The 23,651-nt window shown below is 53.1% G+C and carries 20 protein-coding genes, 1 tRNA gene, 2 rRNA genes and 3 pseudogenes; 9 read left to right on the plus strand and 17 right to left on the minus strand.

Going from position 1 to position 23,651, the window contains the following annotated elements; translation table 11 throughout:
* Positions 1–171 precede the first annotated feature (171 nt).
* Positions 172–657 carry a ferritin gene (locus CBE74_RS21940; protein WP_087454451.1) on the plus strand — a complete coding sequence of 162 codons (486 nt, stop codon included), beginning with the start codon at positions 172–174 and terminating at the stop codon, positions 655–657.
* Between the two features lie 72 nt (positions 658–729).
* Here CBE74_RS21940 and nrdE read toward each other — a convergent pair whose 3' ends face one another.
* The 4 genes from nrdE to ykgO all read right to left on the minus strand — a co-directional run bounded on the left by nrdE (position 730) and on the right by ykgO (position 4,447).
* Positions 730–2,889 carry a class 1b ribonucleoside-diphosphate reductase subunit alpha gene (gene nrdE, locus CBE74_RS21945; RefSeq protein ID WP_087454452.1) on the minus strand — a complete coding sequence of 720 codons (2,160 nt, stop codon included), beginning with the start codon at positions 2,887–2,889 and terminating at the stop codon, positions 730–732.
* Between the two features lie 150 nt (positions 2,890–3,039).
* A complete protein-coding gene (nrdI, locus tag CBE74_RS21950) occupies positions 3,040–3,477 on the minus strand; it encodes a class Ib ribonucleoside-diphosphate reductase assembly flavoprotein NrdI (protein ID WP_087454453.1) in 438 nt (145 codons plus the stop codon).
* A gap of 126 nt (positions 3,478–3,603) precedes the next feature.
* The gene (gene nrdH, locus CBE74_RS21955; protein WP_087454454.1) at positions 3,604–3,837 is read right to left on the minus strand and encodes a glutaredoxin-like protein NrdH; all 234 of its coding nucleotides are present in this window, start codon (positions 3,835–3,837) and stop codon (positions 3,604–3,606) included.
* A 487-nt stretch (positions 3,838–4,324) separates the two neighbouring features.
* Entirely contained in the window at positions 4,325–4,447 is a 123-nt protein-coding gene (gene ykgO / locus CBE74_RS21960) for a type B 50S ribosomal protein L36 (RefSeq protein WP_003852698.1), read from the minus strand.
* A gap of 234 nt (positions 4,448–4,681) precedes the next feature.
* On the opposite strand from ykgO, the gene nadE reads away from it, so the two are divergent.
* Positions 4,682–5,512 (plus strand): ammonia-dependent NAD(+) synthetase, encoded by an 831-nt coding sequence (gene nadE / locus CBE74_RS21965; protein WP_087454455.1) that lies wholly within the window; start codon positions 4,682–4,684, stop codon positions 5,510–5,512.
* Between the two features lie 8 nt (positions 5,513–5,520).
* Here nadE and CBE74_RS21970 read toward each other — a convergent pair.
* Positions 5,521–5,954: pseudogene (locus CBE74_RS21970) on the minus strand (pyridoxamine 5'-phosphate oxidase family protein).
* Positions 5,955–6,041: 87 nt separating this feature from the next.
* Positions 6,042–6,449 carry a hypothetical protein gene (locus CBE74_RS21975; RefSeq protein WP_259493865.1) on the minus strand — a complete coding sequence of 136 codons (408 nt, stop codon included), beginning with the start codon at positions 6,447–6,449 and terminating at the stop codon, positions 6,042–6,044.
* Positions 6,450–6,851: 402 nt separating this feature from the next.
* On the opposite strand from CBE74_RS21975, the gene CBE74_RS21980 reads away from it, so the two are divergent.
* From CBE74_RS21980 to CBE74_RS22000, 5 genes and pseudogenes are all read left to right on the plus strand, one after another.
* Complete coding sequence (locus CBE74_RS21980) at positions 6,852–7,301, plus strand: hypothetical protein (RefSeq protein WP_134316358.1); 450 nt, start codon at positions 6,852–6,854, stop codon at positions 7,299–7,301.
* Positions 7,302–7,874: 573 nt separating this feature from the next.
* Entirely contained in the window at positions 7,875–8,261 is a 387-nt protein-coding gene (locus tag CBE74_RS21985) for a hypothetical protein (RefSeq protein ID WP_225870281.1), read from the plus strand.
* A 125-nt stretch (positions 8,262–8,386) separates the two neighbouring features.
* Positions 8,387–8,790: pseudogene (locus CBE74_RS21990) on the plus strand (ArsR/SmtB family transcription factor).
* Positions 8,787–8,909 (plus strand): hypothetical protein, encoded by a 123-nt coding sequence (locus tag CBE74_RS21995; protein WP_259493866.1) that lies wholly within the window; start codon positions 8,787–8,789, stop codon positions 8,907–8,909. The pseudogene CBE74_RS21990 and the gene CBE74_RS21995 overlap by 4 nt, the downstream one beginning before the upstream one ends.
* A 6-nt stretch (positions 8,910–8,915) precedes the next feature.
* Positions 8,916–10,703, plus strand: a complete 1,788-nt coding sequence (locus tag CBE74_RS22000) for a heavy metal translocating P-type ATPase (RefSeq protein ID WP_233426039.1) — start codon at positions 8,916–8,918, stop codon at positions 10,701–10,703.
* 40 nt (positions 10,704–10,743) lie between these two features.
* Here CBE74_RS22000 and CBE74_RS22005 read toward each other — a convergent pair whose 3' ends face one another.
* Entirely contained in the window at positions 10,744–10,983 is a 240-nt protein-coding gene (locus tag CBE74_RS22005) for a hypothetical protein (RefSeq protein ID WP_166741056.1), read from the minus strand.
* A 246-nt stretch (positions 10,984–11,229) separates the two neighbouring features.
* On the opposite strand from CBE74_RS22005, the gene CBE74_RS22010 reads away from it, so the two are divergent.
* Complete coding sequence (locus CBE74_RS22010; protein WP_166741057.1) at positions 11,230–11,385, plus strand: hypothetical protein; 156 nt, start codon at positions 11,230–11,232, stop codon at positions 11,383–11,385.
* A 66-nt stretch (positions 11,386–11,451) separates the two neighbouring features.
* On the opposite strand, the gene CBE74_RS22015 is transcribed toward CBE74_RS22010, so the two are convergent.
* The 6 genes from CBE74_RS22015 to pgm form a co-directional block, all read right to left on the minus strand.
* Positions 11,452–11,589 (minus strand): hypothetical protein, encoded by a 138-nt coding sequence (locus CBE74_RS22015; protein ID WP_225870278.1) that lies wholly within the window; start codon positions 11,587–11,589, stop codon positions 11,452–11,454.
* A gap of 72 nt (positions 11,590–11,661) precedes the next feature.
* Entirely contained in the window at positions 11,662–12,054 is a 393-nt protein-coding gene (locus CBE74_RS22020) for a hypothetical protein (protein WP_225870277.1), read from the minus strand.
* A gap of 249 nt (positions 12,055–12,303) precedes the next feature.
* Positions 12,304–12,379 (minus strand) — tRNA-Ala (locus tag CBE74_RS22025).
* Positions 12,380–12,554: 175 nt separating this feature from the next.
* The gene (locus CBE74_RS22030) at positions 12,555–13,289 is read right to left on the minus strand and encodes a DsbA family protein (protein ID WP_087454458.1); all 735 of its coding nucleotides are present in this window, start codon (positions 13,287–13,289) and stop codon (positions 12,555–12,557) included.
* A gap of 155 nt (positions 13,290–13,444) precedes the next feature.
* Positions 13,445–13,906 carry a DoxX family protein gene (locus CBE74_RS22035; RefSeq protein ID WP_087454929.1) on the minus strand — a complete coding sequence of 154 codons (462 nt, stop codon included), beginning with the start codon at positions 13,904–13,906 and terminating at the stop codon, positions 13,445–13,447.
* A gap of 104 nt (positions 13,907–14,010) precedes the next feature.
* Positions 14,011–15,663 (minus strand): phosphoglucomutase (alpha-D-glucose-1,6-bisphosphate-dependent), encoded by a 1,653-nt coding sequence (gene pgm, locus CBE74_RS22040; protein ID WP_087454459.1) that lies wholly within the window; start codon positions 15,661–15,663, stop codon positions 14,011–14,013.
* A 126-nt stretch (positions 15,664–15,789) separates the two neighbouring features.
* Here pgm and CBE74_RS22045 point away from each other — a divergent pair.
* A pseudogene (locus tag CBE74_RS22045) lies at positions 15,790–16,133 on the plus strand (fluoride efflux transporter family protein).
* A 379-nt stretch (positions 16,134–16,512) separates the two neighbouring features.
* Here the strand turns inward: CBE74_RS22045 and CBE74_RS22050 are convergent.
* The 4 genes from CBE74_RS22050 to CBE74_RS22065 form a co-directional block, all read right to left on the minus strand.
* A complete protein-coding gene (locus CBE74_RS22050; protein WP_087454460.1) occupies positions 16,513–19,113 on the minus strand; it encodes an ABC transporter permease in 2,601 nt (866 codons plus the stop codon).
* Positions 19,114–19,863 (minus strand): ABC transporter ATP-binding protein, encoded by a 750-nt coding sequence (locus CBE74_RS22055; RefSeq protein WP_087454461.1) that lies wholly within the window; start codon positions 19,861–19,863, stop codon positions 19,114–19,116.
* A gap of 291 nt (positions 19,864–20,154) precedes the next feature.
* Positions 20,155–20,271, minus strand: a 5S ribosomal RNA gene (gene rrf / locus CBE74_RS22060).
* Positions 20,272–20,391: 120 nt separating this feature from the next.
* Positions 20,392–23,475: ribosomal RNA gene (locus CBE74_RS22065) — 23S ribosomal RNA — on the minus strand.
* Positions 23,476–23,651: the final 176 nt, after the last annotated feature.

Genomic DNA, 23,651 nt, shown 5'->3' on the forward strand with positions numbered 1-23,651 from the left:
CCCCAAAAGTGTGGCCTTTACCACCTTCTAGCTTTTCATTTCACTTTCAGTAGCACTTTACTTACCGCCACAATCCCCGCCATTAAGTTAGGCAACCCAACAACAAAAATCCCTGTTATGCTGGGCTAACTTAAGGTGACACATCCGTTATTGCTACTTAGTATCACTTCCATGAGTATCAATGAAAATCTAGCAGCAGCCCTTAACAACCAGATCACCGCCGAACTTGAAGCTTCCATGGTTTATCTTCAGCTTTCCTACATCCTGGACGATCTTTCTCTCACCGGAATGCGCAACTGGATGCAGGCTCAGCATAAGGAAGAGCTCGATCACGCGGCTCAGTTCTCTAAGCACCTTCTTGATCGCGACTACCGCCCGCAGATCGGCGATATTGCACCGCCGAAGCTCGATGCGAATTCTGCAATCGAAGCATTCGAGGCTTCCCTCGCACACGAGCAGAAAGTCACGGCCATGATCCGCGAGCTCGCAGAGATCGCCGATTCCGTCAAGGATTACGATTCACGCCCGCTCATCGATCGCTTCCTAGAAGAGCAGATTGAAGAGGAAGCAACCGTCAAGGAGATCCTGGATCGCCTGCGCATCGCAGATACTGGTTCCGGAATCTTGCGTATCGACGCCGAGCTCGCCGAGCGCTAAACCGCCCAGCGCACGCTGAGAAAAAAGGGGGATGGCCCACCGCGAAAGCGGTGGGCCATCCCCTTTTTGAGGTTAGAGCATGCAGCTAACGCAGCCCTCTACTTCAGTTCCCATCAGGGCTACCTGACGCAGACGGATGTAGTACAAGGTCTTAATGCCCTTTCTCCAGGCATAAATCTGTGCACGGTTAATATCACGGGTAGTCGCACTGTCCTTGAAGAACAATGTCAACGACAACCCCTGATCCACGTACTTCGTCGCTACGGCGTACGTGTCAATAACCTTTTCAAAGCCGATCTCATAGGCATCCGCAAAATAGTCGAGGTTCTCGTTATCCATGTGGGGCGCTGGATAATAAACGCGACCGATCTTGCCCTCTTTCCTAATCTCAATCTTGGATGCGATTGGGTGAATAGAAGAGGTTGAGTGGTTGATATAGGAAATCGATCCCGTTGGTGGCACGGCCTGAAGGTAACGGTTATAGAGACCATGAGCGGCCACGGCGTCCTTAAGGTCTGCCCAATCAGCGGCCGTTGGCGTATAGATCGAGGAGTCCGCAAAAATCTTTGCTACCTTTTCGGTCTTAGGCGCAAAATCTGCGGGATCAAAGTCATCAAAGTATTCGCCAGTCGCATACTTGGAGGTCTCAAAGCCGGCGAAAGTACGTCCGCGTTCGCGAGCCAGCTTATTGGAGGCCACCAAGCACTGGTAGAGAACAGCGGCAAAGTAGGCGTTGGTAAAGTCGAGGCCTTCTTCAGAGCCATAGTAGATGTGCTCGCGGCCAAGGTAGCCGTGAAGGTTCATCTGACCAAGACCGATAGCGTGCGCTGCGTCGTTGCCTTTGCGAATCGACGGAACCGAGTTGATAGCAGTCTGCTCTGATACTGCGGTAAGTCCGCGGATCGCTGTCTCGATGGTCTTGGCAAAGTCTGGTGAGTCCATCGTCATCGCGATGTTCAGCGAGCCCAGGTTACAAGAAATGTCTTCGCCAACTTCCTCGTACGTAAGATCGTCGTTGAATAGGGACGGGGTGTTCACCTGAAGGATCTCGGAACAGAGATTGGACATGTTCACGCGACCCTCGATGGGGTTTGCCTTGTTCACAGTGTCCTCGAACATGATGTACGGGTAACCAGATTCAAACTGAATCTCCGCGATGGTCTGGAAGAACTCGCGCGCGTTGATCTTGCTCTTACGGATCCGTGGGTCCTCCACCATCTCGGCGTAGTGCTCGCTCACAGAGATGTCGGCAAAGGCTTTACCGTAGACGCGCTCAACGTCGTAGGGGCTAAACAGGTACATGTCGTCGTTACGCTTAGCCAGCTCGAAGGTGATGTCCGGGATCACAACACCCAATGAAAGCGTCTTGATGCGGATTTTTTCATCTGCGTTTTCGCGCTTGGTATCCAGGAAGCTCAGGATGTCTGGGTGGTGTGCGTTGAGGTACACGGCACCTGCGCCCTGGCGTGCACCAAGCTGGTTTGCGTAGGAGAAAGAATCCTCAAGCAGCTTCATCACTGGGATCACACCGGAAGACTGGTTCTCAATCTTCTTAATGGGTGCGCCAGCCTCACGCAGGTTGCTCAGGAGCAAGGCAACGCCGCCGCCGCGCTTGGACAGCTGCAGCGCGGAGTTGATGGAACGCCCGATGGACTCCATGTTGTCCTCAATACGCAAGAGGAAGCAGGACACGGGCTCGCCGCGCTGTGCCTTACCGGAGTTGAGGAAGGTAGGGGTAGCTGGCTGGAATCGACCAGTCATGATCTCATCAACGAGGTTGCGGGCGAGGTTCTGGTCGCCGTCGGCAAGCGTTAGCGCGACCATGCACACGCGATCCTCGAAGCGCTCAAGATAGCGGCGTCCGTCGAAAGTTTTTAGCGTGTAGGAGGTGTAGTACTTATACGCCCCAAGGAATGACTTGAAACGGAACTTGTGGGCATACGCCTGCTTGAAGAGGTCCTTAATAAACGCGAACTCATACTTCTGGATAATTTCGGGCTCGTAGTAGTTGTTCTCAACCAAGTACTCAATCTTTTCCTCAAGATCGTGGAAAAAGACAGTGTTTTGGTTAACGTGCTGCAAAAAGAACTGATTTGCAGCTTCACGATCCTTATCAAACTGGATCTTTCCATCCGCGTTATAAAGATTGAGTAGCGCGTTAAGCGCGTGGTAGTCGAGTTGTTCGATGCGAGACACCGGCTCAGCAACGTGTTTTCCCAAAGATTGCGACACGAAGAAACCTTTACCTTTTCAAATAATGGTGATGTGCGGATATAGAAAATGTTATGAAATTAGACTCTTCTCGGAGTCAACGCTCACGGAGAAGGCGAGTATTAAATAATGGGACCCCACGGTTCTACGGAAACGAGCGAGCCCCTTGTTTTACGCCACAGGCTCAGGAAGCAGGCCCAGCGCAGCCGCGTTGCCAAGCAAGCCATCGCGGACCAGCCGAACGTCTTCATCCGTACCCAAAAGCTCAAACCGATACACGTAGGGCACCTTGCATTTGGCTGCGATCATGTCTCCGGCTTTGCCAAAGTCAAGGCCAAAGTTAGAGTTGCCTCCTGCGATAACCGCGCGCAGCAGCCCTCTATTGTGCTCATTGTTAAGGAAGCGGATCACCTGCGCCGGAACTGGCCTAGTATTGCCACCGCTTATCGACGCTCCCCCGCCATACGTGGGACACACCAGTACATAGGGTTCGTCCACAACCAGTTCAGGGGAAGACTTATGCAATGGGATTCGCTTGGCAGGAAAACCTAGTTTGTGCACGAATCTCTTCGTGTTCTCCGTTGCAGAAGAAAAATAGACGACGAGCATCTCCGGCTACCTTCCTAAACATTGCGTCCTGGCTCTTATGTATAAAAGCCCAAGCAAGACCTATTGTCTCACTCGGGCTTTCCTAGAAGTCCCTGGCCCCGTCACGGCGCTCAGAAGACAAGGTCATTAGGCAACCTGTGCCACCAGCGAGCTGATGCGCTCGGGGCGGAAGCCTGACCAGTGCTCACCGTTTACCTCAACGACCGGAGCCTGGAGGTAACCAAGAGCCATCACGTAATCGCGGGCTTCATCGTCGAGGCTGATATCTACGAGCGTGTAATCAAGTCCTGCACGATCGAGGGCTTTTTTGGTGGCATTGCATTGAACACAAGCTGGCTTGGTGTAGACGGTGATCGACATGGCGCACAATTCCTAACTCTTGAGCAAACGGTCCCTAGGACCGAAACGACATAGTTAACAACGTATGTTGTTCCCCGGAGAACATGCGGTGCTCTATACAAACAACACCACAGCAGAGGGGATACGGGCGGAAATTCTTCATTTCCGCTGTTCTCCGAGCCGTTCCGGCGACACAAGAAGACACTATAGTTAGTGGTCAAAATACGCAACAGGCACAATATATAGTAGTTACATCAAAGGAATTCCCAGTACGGCATTTGCCCCCGCCACTACATCTAGCGGGTGACACTCATGTTCACCCGGCCGAAAGTCACAACAAAGTTTTCCCCGCCCTGCATAAGACCAGCTCACTCCCTCGCTAAAATTTTTTTCGTTATAGAAAAGTTATAGAGCGTGGAAAGTACTCCTCTCCCCAACAATCCCCCTTTTCTCCCTGTACATAACAAAAACGACCACCCCGAGAGGTGGTCGTTTGCAAAAAAATATCCTAGCCCTGGCGAGCCTTGAAACGAGGATCCTTCTTGTTGATCACGTAAACCTTGCCGCGGCGACGGACAACCTGAGCGCCCGGCTTGTTCTTCAGCGACCGAAGGGACTTGCGGACCTTCATCGGGCGCTCCTTTCTTCTCCAAGAAAAGCCATAGAGAGGCTTCACGGTTATTTGGGCACGTTTCCACTCACATGCTTTCGCATAGGTAGAAAACCTGCCATTACACGAGGGATGATGTTATCTTACCAAGCACGCAAATACCAAACCCTGGTGCCCAACGTCCCCGACCCGCTGATCTCGCCTCATTTTTCTACGCCCAACGGCACCCGACGGGAGAAAAACTAAGATGGCATCATGGACACACTACGTAACACGATTAAACGCCGACTCCACACCCAGCCAGCCATCAATCCTGCTGAAGAAATTACAGCACGCGTCGACTTCCTTGCCCACTACCTCGCCTCGTCCGGCGCACAAGGCTTTGCCCTTGGCATTTCCGGCGGACAGGACTCAACATTGGCCGGGCGTTTAGCCCAGCTGGCGGTAGAAAAATTACGCAAGGAAGGGCGCTTCGCAGAATTTTGGGCAATCAGGTTGCCTTATGGTGTTCAATCAGATGAGGCCGACGCCCAAACCGCCCTTGCTTTTATTCAGCCAGACCATAGCGTCACCATTAATATCAAGCCCGCCACGGATGCCTGTGCAGCAGACGTTGCCCAAGCCCTGGGCATAGAAGAACTCGGCGACTTTAATAAGGGAAACGTCAAAGCGCGCCAACGGATGATCACACAGTACGCTTTGGCCGGCGAAAAGGGACTTCTGGTTATCGGCACCGATCATGCCGCCGAAAACGTCACTGGCTTTTTTACCAAGTTTGGCGACGGCGCAGCCGACATCCTCCCCCTCGCGGGACTATCCAAGCGCCAAGGGGCACAGCTTTTACAAGCCCTTGACGCCCCAGATTCCACGTGGCTTAAAGTCCCCACCGCAGACTTGGAGGAAGAGCGCCCAGCGCTTCCCGACGAGGCCGCCCTCGGCGTCACTTATTCCGATATTGATGCCTACATCGAAGGCACCGACGAAGTTTCCGAGGAAGCTAGCGCCCGCATCGAGCACTTATGGAATGTCAGCGAGCATAAGCGCCATCTACCAGTAGAACCAGGCGACACGTGGTGGCGTCGATAAGCCTGCTGCTAGTAACGTTCCGGCTCTTCACCAAAAACGAACGCGCGCCCCGACAACTCCCGGCAGGGAATGCATACAAAGTTGTACTTTAATGTCGGCAGCCATGGGCGCAGGTCAAGAGTCTCTGCACGCTGAATTTCGGCACTATCTTTCACCACATGCGCAGTGCCGCGGACAACCACCGATCAACCAGCTTCTTCATTAAACTGGTCAACCTCAAAGAGCACCTGGGGTTCAGATTCACTGTAAACAGCTTTGTCCCCTCCGCCGTGCGTAAATAAATACGTGGCTCCCCCTGCGAGGTGTCAACGACGTAGTTCACCGGAAAGACGTCCATATCGTCTTTACGTCGAACAACGATCCGACCAACGGGCTCGCCGCGGAGCCTTTCTATAATTTCGTCCTGCCCTAATACCCTTATCGCCTCAGAATTGTTATCCATGCCACCCATAATCCCAGCGGCGCACCAAAAAAGCGCGATCTTTACCTAACTGGAATTATATTCGTCACATCTAGGGGTGGCCTCAGGCTAACGAATAATTCCGCCATCGGCATCGACCATCCCCACAAATGGCGGGTGGCTAAACTCCCACTGCTCCACCACCTGAGACAAGACAGTCATCTCCGAATCTGGCCAGAGGGCAGTCAATTCGGGAAAATCCACACTTTCAGGAGTGGTCTCGGCTTTCTCGCGAGAAATCAGTTCTTCAGCATAACGTCGAAAATTATCCCCCGGCTCTGAAATCCATGCCCACACCAGGTCCGCAGCGTCCACAAAAACGGTTGTCCGCTTATCCGGCCGATCACACTCCTCCACGTTTGCCAACCCCGAGCGATAAGCCTCAAACTCGCGAATCCAGCGCAAAGCCTCGCCGGAGACAAGCAGTTTTGTTAGCTTTTCGACGCCCTCACGCGACATAACTTTCTCACCTTGCATGCAACCTATTGTCACATACCGGCCAGAAAAGAACAGGCTTCTGAGGGGTGATGATTTCACGCTTTTTATTTAAGTTTTCACGTGAAACATTTCTAAGACCGAAGGCTCGGCAGCTTTTCTACTATAAGAAGTTTCACTTACTCAAGCCTTGATGCGATATGCGATACCTTTAAATAAAAAGCGAGAGATAAGCGGACCCAATTTAACACTACCCCACACAATCCCCCGCAAAATGTGCATTTACCAGCAATAATGGGATAAATTTTTCCCGATATGGACAAATACTGCCACACGACTAAGCTTAACTAAGATTAAAGACGCGTCAACAAAATCAAAGGTAATTCTTTGTAAGGGATTTGGACCCTAACCGCTGCGCCAGCCAGAACTCCGCGAAAGGAAGCAATGAAGCTCACCACTCCGTCTAAAACCAGTGCCAAACGAACAGCAATTGCGTTAACGTGCGCATTTGCCACTGCGGCTTCCACCCTCGTCGCGGCACCTGCGGCAAGTGCGGCAACGCGGCTCGAAGGGCAATGTGCTGGCATTGACTACTCTTTAACTTCCGTGACGCCTTCCTGGTCTAGCTTTCAACAGGCAAAGGTGGGCGATACGATCACCTACCAGATGAAGATCTCAAATGTTTCTTTCCAAAAAGGAGCTGCCATACTGGGAGTCGCAGCTACAGTACCCCCCGACGTCGACGGCGTATACGCCGAAAATGGACAAGTAAAATTCGTCCACTCACTCGGAAAAAATCCTGAGCTCTTTAACCAAGGCGAAAGTGTCACAGCCTCGCACACCCATGCACTTACTGCTGCCGATATCGAAAAATCAAGCGTTGATAAAAATTAATATTCCACTCACAGAAGAATATGCACAAAACCCCCTCTGCAACGCAATAACCGAGCACACACAAAACCTTAAATCTCCTTTCCTCACCTACGCCCCCTGGGTGGCTGGTGCACTTACCATCATCAGCGCAGCTGCTGGAGCTATCTGGTTCTTCTTCAAAGATCAACTGCCTCAATTATTCCGATAGCGCAGTCACACCCCATGCCCTAATCAAGAATCTCTGGTTAGGGCACCTTCTGTGCTTACCTCCAGGTGCACAAGATCTATTGCATGCACCATACATATCTTTAACAGGCAAATCTAACAATCCCTCTCTCCCGAAAGGCCCTCATGAAGCCCGCCGCCCCCTCCCAAAATCGTGTAAAACGAACAGCAATCGCACTGACCTGAGCAGTCGCCACCGCAGCGTCCGCTTTGGTTGCTGCCCCGACAGCGGGCGCGACAAACAAAATCGAAGACGAATGCAAAAGCGCACCCGCTGTATTGCTCCCCGTGGAAACATCTTGGGGATTCGCCCGGCACGCAGCGGCAGGAGACACAATCAACTACAAAATCTCGATTACCAACACTTCTATGACCAAAATCGATGTCGCCATCAGCAGCCCTCCCGAAATTGACGGCACACCTGACACCATGAGGAAAATCGTCATAAAGCCAATAACCAACGACGGTGATCAGACATACCTGAGTCGAAATGACTTTGCTGCAATTGATTACACCTACACGGTGACGGAAGATGACATCCAAAAACAAGAAGTGACAAAACGACTCACTTTCCCTATTACCGAGAAAGACAGCAGCGAGCCAGCCTGCCACGTTCACGTCGAGCACACGCAAAGCCTTAACTCCCCCTTCCGCACCTACGCCCCCTGGGTCGCCGGCGCGCTTGCCATCATCAGCGCAGCTGCTGGAGCTATCTGGTTCTTCTTCAAAGATCGACTCCCTCAGCTATTCCGCTAATCGCTGTTAGCCCATATAGTCGCTCTACCCAGGTAATCCCGGGGAGAGCGACTTCTTTTTGCACCCAGCCCATAAACAGACACAACAGGGTTGCCACTTTCCCCCTCAAACCTTAATATCTAAGCATGCGTGAAGATACTAAGAAATGCACATTCAACCCGGAGAGCCAATACGCCAACTTCGCCGCCGAGGTGTTCGCCCTGCTTTCGGATGCCACACGAGTGCGCATCATATCATCCTGACTTTGCGCGACACGGAAAAATCCGTCAATGAGCTAGCAGAAGAAATTAGCAAAGCCCCCACGACCACCTCGCAGCATCTAGCAAAACTGCGCTGGGGAAAGATCGTCGAGGCTCGCCAAGATGGCAATCGAGTCTTTTATCGGCTTATCGACGATCACGCCCGCGAGCTCGTCACGCACGCCGTGTTCCACGCTCAGCAACATGTGGTGCGCTCTGCGCCGACGCACCATCGCAATCCTGACGGTTCTATTACTGCCGATATCGAGACTCCTGGCGCTGCACAATGAGTACCTCATCAACAGATATGCGTAGCTTATGGCGACGCATCGACCGCGAAGACCTCGCGCGCACCTTATTCGTAGCACTCTGCGCAGTAGCGCTCGCCCTAGGATTCACGTGGCCGTAGCCGACGATGCCGGTCATCGCGGTTCTTGGCCTGGTGGTGGGCTGCTGGCCAATCGCGCTCGAAGCCTTTGAGGACTTGCGTCATAGGAAGATGAGCATGGAGCTGTCCATGTTCATCGCAATTGTCGCTTCGGCAGCCATCGGTGAGTGGATAACGTCTTTGGTGATCACCGCTTTCGCCCTGGCCGCAGAGATCTTAGAAGATCTTTCGCTGGATCGCGGTCGCGGGGCCTTGACTGACCTGATGACGTTCCTCCCCGAGACAGTGCAGGTCCGACGCGACCATGAGACCATCCTGGTGCCCTTGCATGAGGTTGTCGCAGGAGACACCGTCATCGTGTCCCCGGGTGGGCGCATACCTGTTGATGGGACCGTTATTTCCGGTCAATCAAGCGCTGACCAATCACGTATCACCGGAGAACCCCTGCCTGTGTATATTACGGTCGGCGATGAGGTGTTTGCCGGATCAATCAACCAGATCGGTGTGGTCGAAGTTCGTGCACAACGAGTCGGCACTGAGTCCTCCTACGGACGAATCATCGCGGCAGTGGAACAGGCACAATCCACAGAACCACCAGCACAGCGCCTCGCCGATAAACTCGCAGCATGGCTGGTGTATCTCGCCTTGTCCAGCGCCGTGATCACCTACCTCATTACCCACGATCTCAAGGCCACGATTGCCGTGGTTGTTGTCGCTGGCGCTTGCGGAATCGCGGCTGGCACACCGCTCGCAGTTTTAGCGGCCATCGCCCGAATCGCCAGAAATGGAGCGTTTATCAAGGACGGCGCCCACCTTGAAGCACTTTCTAGCGTCGATACGATTGTTTTCGATAAAACAGGAACCCTTACTACCGGCGTCCCTACGGTCGTGGAGGTCGTGCCGTCGACAAGCATTGACCGCGAAGATCTGCTTACGCTGGCAGGAACCGCTGAATCTTATTCCGAGCATCCGTTAGGGCAAGCTGTCGTCGCATATGTTCGCGCGCAGGGGCTTCCTATCGGCCAGGCTGAAGATTTTGTTTATCAACCAGGGCAAGGCGTGACGGTCATAATCGCAGGTAAAACGGTGCGCGCAGGGAACCGTTCCCTGGTATCAGGTGCGCCGGATACGGTTGATGCCCACGGTACCGCTACTGCCGTCCACATCAGCATCGACGGACATTATGCAGGCACGATTCTCTTGGCTGATGCCATCCGTGATTCCGCGAAATCTGCCATTACGGGCCTGAAGAAACTCGGGCTGCGAACCATGATGCTCACCGGCGACCAGGAGACCACAACACGGGACGTCGCAACCGAGCTAGGTATCGACGAAGTCCACGCAGGGTTGCTTCCCGACGACAAACTCGCCATTATCGACGCACAACGCACCGCCGGACGCACGATTGCAATGATCGGCGACGGAGTCAACGACGCCCCCGCTCTAGCGCATGCCACCGTGGGGATCGCCATGGGATCAGGCACCGATATCGCTCAAGAAAGCTCAGACGTAGTCCTTATCAGCTCTGATCTCAACGACCTTGCGCACACTGTCCACGTGGCCAAACGTGCCCGAAAAATCATCATGTTCAACTTCATCGGCACCGTTGCCATCGACATCCTTGGCATGGTCCTTGCCTCGTATGGACTGCTCTCCCCCGTGTTTGCAGCGTTCATCCATGTCGAGAAACCGCTTTTATCCTCAACTCAGCTCGGCTCATCCCGCGGCGGCGCTAGGGAGCTGCAGGCCAGGCGACTGTGGTTGGATGACGGTGAAGTGACAAACCGTGCAACATGCGCGGCTATTTTCGGTTAGCGAAAGAAAGCCTCGCTTCCACGCAGCATAGCGTGTGAGGTTACTTGTTTCTCTTGATTGCGTGTTCGTACATTTCGTTTGCTTGTTCCGTCGTGATCTTCCCGCGGAATTTTGCCACCCGAATCTCGGTTAGTAGGTTGTCCATGAACGGCAGGTCGTCGCGCACCGGAATCTTTCTGCGGTCGATTTCCGGACCCTTCGGTTCGTTGTCGAGTGCTCGTTTCACGTCGTCCATCGTCGCTTCCCCTGCTGCGAACTGCTGGATGATGTTCTTTTCCATTAGTGGTTTCCCTTTTCAATCAGACTGTCTGATTAGCGCTTACCATTCGTTTCTTCCCATAACGCTACGCATCGTCACGAATTGATTCAGCTGCTTTTGCCCAGATAGGGCATATCACTTTGTCCTTACCCCCGCTTACCCCAAAATCGCCCGAGTCCGGCACCTGGCCGAATCACGCCCCGATGTTCTCAGTCCCATCAGGCTGGATGCATGGAGCACCATTGGTACTCCAACGGCTACCCCCCCATGCCTCAGACTACCCAAGATGCCGGTTCGGAATTGAGGCTAGAGCGTCTTGCGACAATCTTTGAGGTGAAGATCAAAGAGTCGGGCGCTAGTGATTCGCCAGGGTGGATCTTTGGGCTGCGGAGCGGGTGCACGGCCGACATCTCGGCGCAATAGTGCGGGCACACAAAGAAGTGACCATTCTATGAGGCAGGCAACAACCAAAAAATAAGGTCTCTATCCTCACCGCACAGGCAAGGCTAGAGGAATCATCTCGGAGGCGGTTTCTATGTCCTCATTAACGCTTTCCCCATTTTTCTTCTTCTTGCGCGTATCCGGGGCTTTACTACCAGGCCAATCCAGCAGGATAGGCGCGCTCAAAACAATAATAAGGAACAGGAGAATCCCGATTATCAAAATCCTTAGCTCTAAGGCGAGAACCCCGCCTTGTTCCTAACCATTCTCACGCAATATGTGTTCAGAGAGTATGTGAGAGACAAAGAAAATAGCCCCCGATACGATTAACGTCAGCGATGTTATCATCGCCCCTGCAATCGCGACTTCCATCCAGGAGGGCTGCCGTACCCAGTGTTTGCCGGAGAATTTTCCTTCTATCTCCTTTATCTGTTTCTTGATGCTTTCCTCATCGTCTTTTTCCCACTCTCTTTCTAGAGCTTCATCCAGGAATTTAAGGTGCTCTAGTCTTTTTCTTTGACGGTAGCTGGAAGAAAAAACTACGTTTTCTTTCGATAGGAAAGAAAAGATCACGTTCTCAGCTGTTAGGAAAGAAAAAATAAGCCTAAAACCTCCGCCACGCCCCAGACCGTACGCATTGGGATAAGACATGTAAAATTTTTACACCCATCCAACCAGTACTGCTACCCGCGGAGATCCACGACAGGAAAGACCCGCTGATAAATCCGCTACACACGTACTGAAATCACTTCCACTGGGTGCTACGTAGCAGAAATACTGCACGACGGGCATACCAGTGAAGATATGCGTCTACCTATTCCATATCGCAGTCTTGCTGGGTCCTATATTCTGCAGGCAGATAAGCAAAAACCCGCTTACCTGAGCGGTAAGCGGGTGAGATGGTGGAGCTAACGGGATTCGAACCCGTGACCCCCACACTGCCAGTGTGGTGCGCTACCAGCTGCGCCATAGCCCCAGATGTGAACTTCGCGCGTACGCGTCGTTCTTCTGTTCAAGATGGTAGTCATCGATGATGGATTTACCAAATTCTGGACCGAACACCGATGTACACGCACATCAACCAGCACAAATACCATAAAAAGACAGCGACCCTACAAGGTGGCGTCGCTGTCTTATGCGTTCAGCTGTACTTAGGAAGTAGCCTTGGTAACCCAGGTATTGATGCTTTCGGTGACTTCCTTGCCGTCGATAAAGACGCGCGGTGAGGAAACTTTTCCGCTGTCCTTCTCTAGCTTGTCGGTATTGGCTTTAGCAGCGTCAAGGAAGTGCTGCTTTTCAGCGCCCTCACGAATCTTCTGCACTACCCCATCGGATGCGCCGACGTTCTTGGCTGCGTTGGCAAAGTCGTCGTTGCTCCACTGCCCGTAGATGCTGTTCTGCTCTTCCATGAGCAGCGTGCGGTAGTTCCAGTAGGCTTCCCACTCACCAGCGTTAGCAATGGCTAGAGCAGCTGCTCCGCCTTTGCTGGAGCTGCCGTCTTCGTTTCCGCGATCGAGGAAGTTAAGGAATCGCAGGTTAACCACGATTTCGCCTTTTTCAATGGCTTCCTTCATCGGCTTGTCTGTTGCTTTTCCTAGCTCAGCGCAATGGGAGCAAGAGTAATCCTCGTAGAGATCAATCTTCTTGGCATCAGACTTTGCGTTTGCCGCTTTCAGCTGGATTGCGTTGTCCGTTACTGCACCGCCGAAAGAGATTGACTCACGTTCGCGATCTGCAATTTTATCTTCCTGAGCGCCTCGACCTTGGATCACAATAAAAGCGACCACAGCGATGACCACTACCAGAAGTGCCAGGATAGCCCAGAGGAACCCATTGGACTTCTCAGTAGGGTTTTTAACCTTTTTCACGGAGGATGCACCACTCACTATTTTTACAACCTTGTTTCTTGTCGTTGTTCTCACCCACGAGCTACGTACTTTGCAGACGGAAGAAACATGGGTGATGAGCTTTCAGGCTCAATTGATGCCATAATACGTGGTCTCGGGGAGGTAGAGAAGACTCCCCGCAACACATCATGTTTTTATGCGTATAGAGCCCACTTTTTAAAGGGGCGGTACACTGTCCAAAGAGACAGCACGACAAAGACGATGTCTCTAGCGATCACTTTTGCGTAATCAGCAGCGGTGTTTTCTGTGATTGCCTGCGGACCAAAACAACCACAGTCGATGCTGAGTCCTCGGGCCCACGCTTGGGAAAGTCCAACAATGAACAACACCATGACAAAGGTGGAGACCCAGCTTGCCTTGCGTAGGAATATTCCTAGCAGCAGCAACACACCGCCGGCGATCTCCAACGGGCCGATGATCATGGAAATCCAGTTAGCCCACGTATCGCTAAAAATTTCATACGCTTTTACCGATTGCGCTGTCTCTAGATGCGACCCTGTTTTAGAGATACCCGCCGAGATCCAGATATAAGCCATAAAGAAGCGCGCGAAGAAGCTCATGGCATCTAACGCCATAGTCTTTCTGGAACGCCTCATCGTATTTTCAGACACAAACCTAAACTCTAATGCAGCTTTAGGGTGGAGGGAAGTGCTGGAAGAGTTCATTGTGCCACCAGCACTAGGCCTCCCGAGCATGTTCCTTACGCTTGGAGTATCCCATCTACAAGCTCTTGTGCCTCCCTTTGCACCTGCTGTAGGTGCGCTTCTCCGAGGAAAGACTCAGCATAAATTTTGTACTTCTGTTCCGTTCCTGAAGGTCGCGCAGCAAACCAGGCGTTGTCGGTAGTCACTTTAAGCCCACCAAGTGCCGCGCCATTGCCGGGTGCATGGGTAAGTTTCGCGGTAATGGCTTCGCCCGCTAGCTCGGTAGCCACGACGGCCTCTGGAGAAAGCCCTTTCAACGTTGCTTTTTGTTCGCGGTTGGCGGGAGCGTCGATACGCGCGTAGACAGGGGCACCGTAGGTCTGTGCCAGTTCCGCACAGCGTTGCGACGGGCTCTTCCCGGTCACCGCAGCTATTTCCGCGGCGAGGAGGTTGAGGATAAGTCCGTCTTTGTCTGTAGACCACACGGTTGCGTCGTGACGCAAAAAGGATGCCCCCGCGGATTCCTCGCCGCTGAACCCCACGGAGCCGTCCACAAGGCCAGGCACAAACCACTTGAAGCCTACGGGCACCTCGATGAGCTTGCGATCCAGGCCGTTGACTACTCGGTCGATCATCGAAGACGAGACCAGCGTCTTGCCCACGGCAATGTTGGTAGACCACTGAGGGCGATGCGTAAACAGATAATCAATAGCTACCGCCAGATAGTGATTGGGGTTCATCAGGCCGGCGTCTGGGGTGACTATCCCGTGTCTGTCTGCATCGGCGTCGTTGCCGGTAGATATGTCAAACCTGTCTCGGTTGCTCACCAGCGAGGCCATAGAGTCGGGCGAGGAGCAGTCCATTCGGATTTTTCCGTCGGTGTCTAGGGTCATAAAACGCCAGGTCGCATCAACAAGCGGGTTAGTAACTGTCATATTGAGCTTGTGGTACTCCGCTATCGCGCCCCAATAGTCCACGGATGCCCCGCCCATAGGGTCCGCGCCGATATGCAACCCGGAGTCTCTTATGGCTGCGATATTGACCACGTTTGGCAGATCTGCAACATAAGAATCTAGGAAATTGTATGCGTGGGCTCGCGGATCGAGGACACCCTGTACTGAGGTCCGCTGAACTCCACGTAAGCCATCGCGGAGCAGTTGATTCGCTCGGTTAGCAATCCAATCTGTGGCGTCTGTGTCCGCAGGTCCGCCGTTAGGAGGGTTGTACTTAAAACCACCGTCTCGTGGAGGATTATGGGAGGGTGTAATCACGATTCCGTCGGCACGCTGTGTCTCGGCACGCTGTGCCTGGGCGCCCGCGTTATAGGTAAGAATCGCATGCGACACTGCGGGCGTTGGTGTGTAGCGGCCACGGTCATCGACAAGCACAGTCACATCGTTGGCCAGTAATATTTCAAGGGCGGAGGTCATCGCCGGCTCGCTGAGCGCATGCGGGTCACGTCCGATAAAGAGCGGGCCATCAATGTTATTGCTCCGCCGATATTCCACGATAGCCTGCGTAATCGCGAGGATATGCTGCTCATTAAACGCGGTATCCAAAGAGGAACCACGATGGCCGGACGTTCCAAAAGATACCTGCTGATCGGGGTTATCTGCATCGGGATGACGCGTGTAATACGCAGTCACCACTTCTGCAATATCAATAAGATCCTCGGGCTGGGCCAACTGACCTGCACGTTCATGCGCCATGATGCTCCTTAGTGTCCGCTCGGTGTGTATCACTTCTATCTTCGCGGTTTTCGATGCCCGACGCATCTGATTTGTGAGTTTTTGTGACACATCAATCCGCCCATCGACGGAGTAGGCTTTGCACTCATGGATAGAGTCCCTCTCTCGGTGGTCGTTGGAAGCGGCGCAGCTCTCGGAGCCGCTGCGCGTTTCCTCATCACCAGTCAGGTATCGCTTATCGACGCCCCCGCCACCATCGTTCTCATCAATATCGTGGGAGCAACTCTCATGGGTTATTTCCACCCACGCCCTTTCTGGGGAACCGGATTTCTCGGGGCTTTACTAGCTTCTCCGCCTTCGCGCTCTACCTAGCAACGCCTCAGCTCAGCGGATTTTCTGCGGCTGGTGTCTTCCTCGCTACTGTCTTCGGGTGCATCGCGGGATGGCTCCTGGGCAACACCCTTACGCGCAGAAGGCCACTCGCCCCATGACGCTCTACGCGCTAGGAGCCGTGGTCCTCGGCGGATTTTGCGGCGGGGTCTCTGCCGTTTCTGGTTAGGAAAACTGGGGCCCTACCGAGGAACCTTGGCGGCCAACCTTGCTGCTTGTGTATTGATCGCTTGGCTATGGCGGAGCACACTACCCCAAGAACTTATGGTGTTTGCGGGGACCGGGCTCGCAGGCGCTCTGTTACATGGTCGACCCTGGCAAAAGAGTTGGGAACGGATATTGTCCAAGGCCGCTGGGCAGCCGCTCTTGGATATCTGGCGGTGACCTGTGCGCTTGGTGTTGGCAGCGCTAGCCTCATCATGCACCTATAAAAAACTCGGGCCCACGTGATAGTGAACCCGAGGTTTTATACGCGAACAGTTAGTCCGCTATGGCGTCCAACGGCGGAGTCTTGGCGGCACGCCGTGCTGGCCACAGCGCGGCAACCACGCCGACAACTGCCGAGCCGACAAGCAGCCACAGGATCTCTGCGATAGGAATACTGATTGTGTCTAGTCCTTGGGAAGAGAGAACCTTGAGGAACGCCCACCCCAGTCCAAGGCCGATCACGATACCCACCACGGCACCATAAAGAGCAATCTGCACGGATTCAATAGAAATCATTGTGCGAATCTGCCTACGCTGTGTGCCCACTGCCCGCAGCATGCCGATCTCCTGGCGGCGTTCAATAACGTTCAGCGCAAGAGTATTGATGATTCCGATGATCGCAATCACCACGGCAAGCCCGAGGAGCGCATACAGGATATTCATCATCTGGCTGACCGCCGAGGCTTGCTCACCCGCATACTCTTTTGACGTTTGCACACGTACTACAAGGAAATCCTCAACGGCTTTATTAAGCCCGTCGCGGAGCTCATCGGTGGTCTTGGTTCCGTTGCCGTTCACAAACAAAACTGAGGTCGTCGAGAGCACGTTCTTGCCCTCGATAGTTTTGCTCGAAGCTATAACGTCATTCAAAATCTTGCTCTCGGAGAAACTGCCCACGATTGTGACACGCGCGATCTCCGTCCCGTCTTCCAGGCGCAGCGGCACTTGGTCGCCAACCTTTAAGTTCTGAGCCTCCAAGTAGCTCTTCTTAGCGACCACTCGATCAGCAGCTGTAAGGTCAAGGCTTCCCTCTACCCCTTCGGCATTGACCACATCGTCGATCCTTCCGTTCACCAACGCCGTTCCGCTCGGGTGCGAGGCTGCTTCTAGTTTCGCGGTTCCCAATGTGACTGGCGCAAATCCCATCGATGTCACAGAGCCCACACCCTCGACCTCACGGACTTTCTGTTCCGCTTCAGCTGGCACGGGGAAATGTCCGCCCTGAGGCCCCGACAAGATAAATTCTACCTTGACCTCGCTGTCCACGAGATCGCTAATGCTGCTCTTCATCGTCGCCGACAGCATGCCGATCGTTGTCACAAGAGCAACGCCCAAGGTGAGCGCAAACGCAGTCGTTGCAGTCCGCTTAAGGTTACGTCGAGCGTTCGTAGCCGATAGCTTGCCGACGGCCCCGAACAGGGCTCCCAGCACACGTCCCAGTGCCCCGACGATGGGGATACTCATCGCAGGTGATGCAGCAAACACACCAACGATTACAAACAATGCGCCAACGCCCACGGAAATCGCCCGAGTCTTAGTGGCTGCATCTTCTGCGAAAATCCCCACCAAAGCAGCAGCGATACCCAGCATAATCCCGACCAGGCCAAAAATAGTGCGGACTTTCAAAGAGCTCTCGGAGGCGGTTTCTGTAGAACGCATGGCTTCCACGGGCCGTACAGCACCGGCGCGACGAGCTGGCGCCCAGGCGCTCACCACAGTGACAATTGTGCCCAGCGCCAATGGAAGGAGCACCGAGGTAACGGTAAGGCCCAAACCGGCTGCGGGAATTTCCATGCCAAACTTAGCCATCACAAACTGAATGAGTTTGACCAGCCCCATGCCTCCAAAGATTCCGATTATGGATCCCACGAGACCAATGATGACGGCTTCAAACACAACCGAGCGGGTAAGTTGTTTTCTGGACACGCCCAAAGCTCGGAGAAGAGCAAATTCCTTTAAACGCTGGGCAACGATCATGGAGAACGTGTTAGCGATGATAAAAGTGCCTACCAGAAGAGCAATAAGGCCAAACGCCACCAAGAAGTAGTTGACAAAGCTCAGGGCCTTTTTAATGACTCCGGTAATTTGTTCGGCTATGGCATTTCCAGTATCCACTTTGTACTGCGGATAGGTCTCTGACAGATACTTCACTAAGTCTTCAGAAGACATACCGGCGCTTTTAGCAATCACTGATCCCACGGATCCTTGCGTGTAATTAGCAAGGTAGCCGTTTTCAGACGTCAACAAGGTTAGCCCAGGCGCATTGGAGGAAGCCGGTTCATACGTTCCCACAACCTTGACTTCACGCTGTCCCATCGCGTCAATGACCAGAAGGGAGTCACCGATCTTGATGTTGTGTGCAGAAGCCGTTCCTGTCGCAATGACTACATCAGCGTTGTCCTTGGGGGCTGTCCCCTCCGCGATTTTCACCGGGCGGTTACTTGCGCTGCCTTCTCCATGGAAAATGGAGACGCTAGCTCGCCCGGCTCCTGTCTGAATAGCCTTGCGATCCGACGTCGCCACAACAACGTTGGTAGATCCGTTGACGTCTACAGCTTTCACATTTTTGTCTGCTCGAAGCTGTTCGATCTCCGCAACAGTAATCGGCTTTTTTTTACCTGAGACAACAGCATCAATACCAGCAAGGCTATCGTCGACCACCGCATCAAATGATTTGCTCAAGGATGCAGTAAACATCAAAGAGCCGGAGACAAAAGCGGTACCCAAAACGACAGCCAACAGTGTCAGGGCCAGACGAACCTTATGAGCCAAAACAGATCGTATGCTCACGCGAAGCATCGCAGTAGAGCTGTCTTTGCTAGGAGTACTAGTCGAGTATGAAGGCTCTCTGCCTTTAGCAGAATGCTGTCCCATCTATGCCAGCTCCTCGATGGAAGCCATAGTCTGCAAGATCTCCTCCGCCGAGGGGGCACGCAGTTCTTTCACGATTCGACCGTCTGCAAGGAAAACCACCCGATCTGCGTAAGAGGCAGCACGCGGATCGTGAGTAACTATGACTACTGTCTGTCCATCCTGATCTACTGCAGTACGTAGAATCGACAAAACTTCCGCTGAAGAATTGGAATCCAAGTTTCCGGTTGGCTCATCGCCAAAGATGATCTCTGGCTGTACCACCAAGGCACGAGCACACGCAACGCGCTGCTGCTGACCGCCTGATAATTCTGCCGGACGGTGGTTGAGACGTTGGTTCAAGCCAAGGCGCTGCGTCACCTCTTCAAACCACTCTTTGTCGACCTTACGCCCCGCTATGTCCCTCGGAAGCGTAATATTTTCCGCTGCTGTCAGCGTAGGAACCAGATTGAAAGATTGGAAGATAAATCCAAGGCGATCGCGCCTTAGCGCAGTCATCTGTTTATCTTTCAACTGCGAAAGATCCGTGTCTCCAATGAATGTCGACCCCGAGGTAACAGAATCCAAGCCTGCCATGCAATGCATCAACGTAGATTTGCCGGAACCAGAAGGCCCCATAATCGCGGTGAATTCATTGGTGGCGAATTCCACGTCGATGCCATCAAGGGCCCGGACCATGGTCTCCCCCTGCCCATAGCTCTTGGTGAGAGCAACTGCACGAGCTGCTGGCCTCTTGGAGTCGGTGATAAACATATAGAACTAGTTCCTATCTGGGTTGTTTCCAAGCTGCTACATCAAATCCGTAGAAGCGTAACAAGTCTATTCAACCTTGAAGCTCTAGTGTGCGCACCCATCACACGGCTACCCCCTTTTTTTCTCTCTTTTCCACCCCCGTAACGTGTTCCCTACGCTTTCTTTCCTTGCCCCCTGGTTTGTTGGGGGTTGTTTACGCGTAAAAAAAGGGAAGAGAGTCTAGGCACCACACCCACCCCCAAGGGGGTAAGGCATCATACCTAGACTCTCTTCCTACATATCAAATTTTTTGGTTGGCGGCGACCTACTCTCCCACACCCTCCCAGGTGCAGTACCATCAGCGCAATCGGGCTTAGCTTCCGGGTTCGGAAAGGGACCGGGCGTACCCCCGACACTATAACCACCAACACATCCATAACAACACAACACACAACAGGTGTCATGTCAGACACTGCACAGTGAACACAAGCAACAAAACTCTACTATTCTTTTTAAACGCTCCAGGCACAACAATACTCGCACCACAATGGGTGGTTGTTTATCGGTAAATTAGTACCAGTCACCTCCAAGTGTTACCACTCTTCCAGATCTGGCCTATCAACCCCCTAATCTCGAGGGAACCTCAAAAGAAACCTCATCTTAAAACAGGCTTCCCGCTTAGATGCTTTCAGCGGTTATCCCTTCCGTACGTAGCCAACCAGCCCTGCCACGGGCGTGACAACTGGCACACTAGAGGTACGTCCGTCCCGGTCCTCTCGTACTAGGGACAGCCTTCTTCAAGTTTCACGCGCACGGCGGATAGAGACCGAACTGTCTCACGACGTTCTAAACCCAGCTCGCGTGCCGCTTTAATGGGCGAACAGCCCAACCCTTGGGACCTACTCCAGCCCCAGGATGCGACGAGCCGACATCGAGGTGCCAAACCATCCCGTCGATATGGACTCTTGGGGAAGATCAGCCTGTTATCCCCGGGGTACCTTTTATCCGTTGAGCGACACCACTTCCACAAGTAGGTGCCGGATCACTAGTCCCGACTTTCGTCCCTGCTCGACCTGTCAGTCTCACAGTCAAGCTCCCTTGTGCACTTACACTCACCACCTGATTGCCAACCAGGCTGAGGGAACCTTTGGGCGCCTCCGTTACATTTTAGGAGGCAACCGCCCCAGTTAAACTACCCACCAGGCACTGTCCCCAACCCAGATCATGGGCCAAGGTTAAGGTGCTCAATCCGATCAGAGTGGTATTTCAACTTGCGACTCCACCACACCTAGCGGCGCAGTATCACAGTCTCCCACCTATCCTACACAAACCGAACCAAACACCAATACCAAGCTATAGTGAAGGTCCCGGGGTCTTTTCGTCCTGCCGCGCGTAACGAGCATCTTTACTCGTACTGCAATTTCACCGGGCCTGTGGTTGAGACAGCAGGGAAGTCGTTACGCCATTCGTGCAGGTCGGAACTTACCCGACAAGGAATTTCGCTACCTTAGGATGGTTATAGTTACCACCGCCGTTTACTGGGGCTTAAATTCTCCGCTTCGACCCCCAAAAGAGATCTAACAGGTCCTCTTAACCTTCCAGCACCGGGCAGGCGTCAGTCCGTATACATCAACTTCCACGTTTTCGCACGGACCTGTGTTTTTAATAAACAGTCGCTTCCCTCTATTCTCTGCGACCACCGTCAGCTCCATCAGTCTGTCACCAACAATGGTCCCCCTTCTCCCGAAGTTACGGGGGCATTTTGCCGAGTTCCTTAACCACAGTTCACCCGATCGCCTTAGTATTCTCTACCTGACTACCTGTGTCGGTTGAGGGTACGGGCCATAATGACACTCGCTAGAGGCTTTTCTCGACAGTACAGGATCACCAACATCAACCAAAAAGGTCTACGCATCACGCCTCACCCATAATGCAGCACGGATTTACCTATGCCACGGGCCACACGCTTACACCACAATCCAATAAGTGGCTCGGCTACCTCACTGCGTCACCCCATCACTTGGCTACTACCAACGAAGGTCCCACGCACAACCACACACACCCACACAATGTATGAACACATGCAATTAATGGGCGGTTAGTACCACTGATTCACCACTTGTCGCATCACCACGGGTACCAGAATATCAACTGGTTATCCATCGACTACGCCTGTCGGCCTCGCCTTAGGTCCCGACTCACCCTGGGAAGATTAGCTTAACCCAGGAACCCTTAGTCATCCGGCGGAAAAGTTTTCCACTTTTCATTCGTTACTCATGCCTGCATTCTCACTCGCACACACTCCACACCCGGTCACCCAAATGCTTCACCACATGCACGACGCTCCCCTACCCAACCAACAAAAATGTTGACTGCCGCGGCTTCGGCGGTGTACTTGAGCCCCACTACATTGTCGGCGCAGAACCACTCGACCAGTGAGCTATTACGCACTCTTTCAAGGATGGCTGCTTCTAAGCCAACCTCCTGGCTGTCTTCGCGATCCCACATCCTTTTCCACTTAGTACACGCTTAGGGGCCTTAACCGGCGATCTGGGCTGTTTCCCTCTCGACCAACGGAGCTTATCCCCCGCAGTCTCACTGCCACGCTATAACATTACCGGCATTCGGAGTTTGGCTGACATTGCTAAGATTGTAGTCCCGCTCAACCAACCAGTAGCTCTACCTCCAGCAAGAAACACGCAACGCTGCACCTAAATGCATTTCGGGGAGAACCAGCTATCACGGAGTTTGATTGGCCTTTCACCCCTACCCACAGCTCATCCCCTCAGTTTTCAACCTAAGTGGGTTCGCGCCTCCACAAAGTCTTACCTCTGCTTCACACTGGCCATGGGTAGATCACCCCGCTTCGGGTCCAGGACATGCCACTAACAACACCCTCGTTAGGATTCGCTTTCGCTACGGCTACCCACCAAAAGGTTAACCTCGCGACATGCCGCTGACTCGCAGGCTCATTCTTCAAAAGGCACGCCATCACCCCACAAAAGAGGCTCTGACAGATTGTAAGCACACGGTTTCAGGTACTATTTCACTCCCCTCCCGGGGTACTTTTCACCATTCCCTCACGGTACTAATCCGCTATCGGTCATTACAAGTATTTAGGCTTACCGGGTGGTCCCGGCAGATTCACAGCAGATTCCACGAGCCCGCTGCTACTCGGGGACATGCACAACCAGCGCACACATGCTTTCACGTACAGGACTCTCACCTTCTACGGCAGGCGTTCCCACACCACTTCCGCTAACACATGCACAAACCAGCAAAAAGATGGCAGCCTTTTCACGCACACACCCCACAACACCACACACGCAACCCCTGCCAGGTATCACACGCACATGGTTTAGCCTCATCCACGTTCGTTCGCCACTACTAACGGAATCACAATTGTTTTCTTCTCCTACGGGTACTGAGATGTTTCACTTCCCCGCGTAAACCCCCACAACAGCTATGAATTCACTGAAGGGTAACCACACATAACTATGGCCAGGTTTCCCCATTCGGACACCCTCGGATCAACGCTCTATTGGCAACTCCCCGAGGCCTATCGCGGCCTTACACGTCCTTCATCGGCTCATAATGCCAAGGCATCCACCGTGTGCCCTTAAAAAACAACACACACAAAATATGCAAACAAAAATACCAAGAACTAAAAGAATAAAGATTTATTACTCGCGTCCACTATACAGTTCTCACACAACACAACCACCACACACACCACCAACCCCACACAAGGATCACCAGCACACACAGCAGCCATCAAGAATCAACACCAACACCACAGTGCATCATCC

This window comes from Corynebacterium silvaticum (genome assembly GCF_002162115.2).
Lineage (GTDB): Bacteria > Actinomycetota > Actinomycetes > Mycobacteriales > Mycobacteriaceae > Corynebacterium > Corynebacterium silvaticum.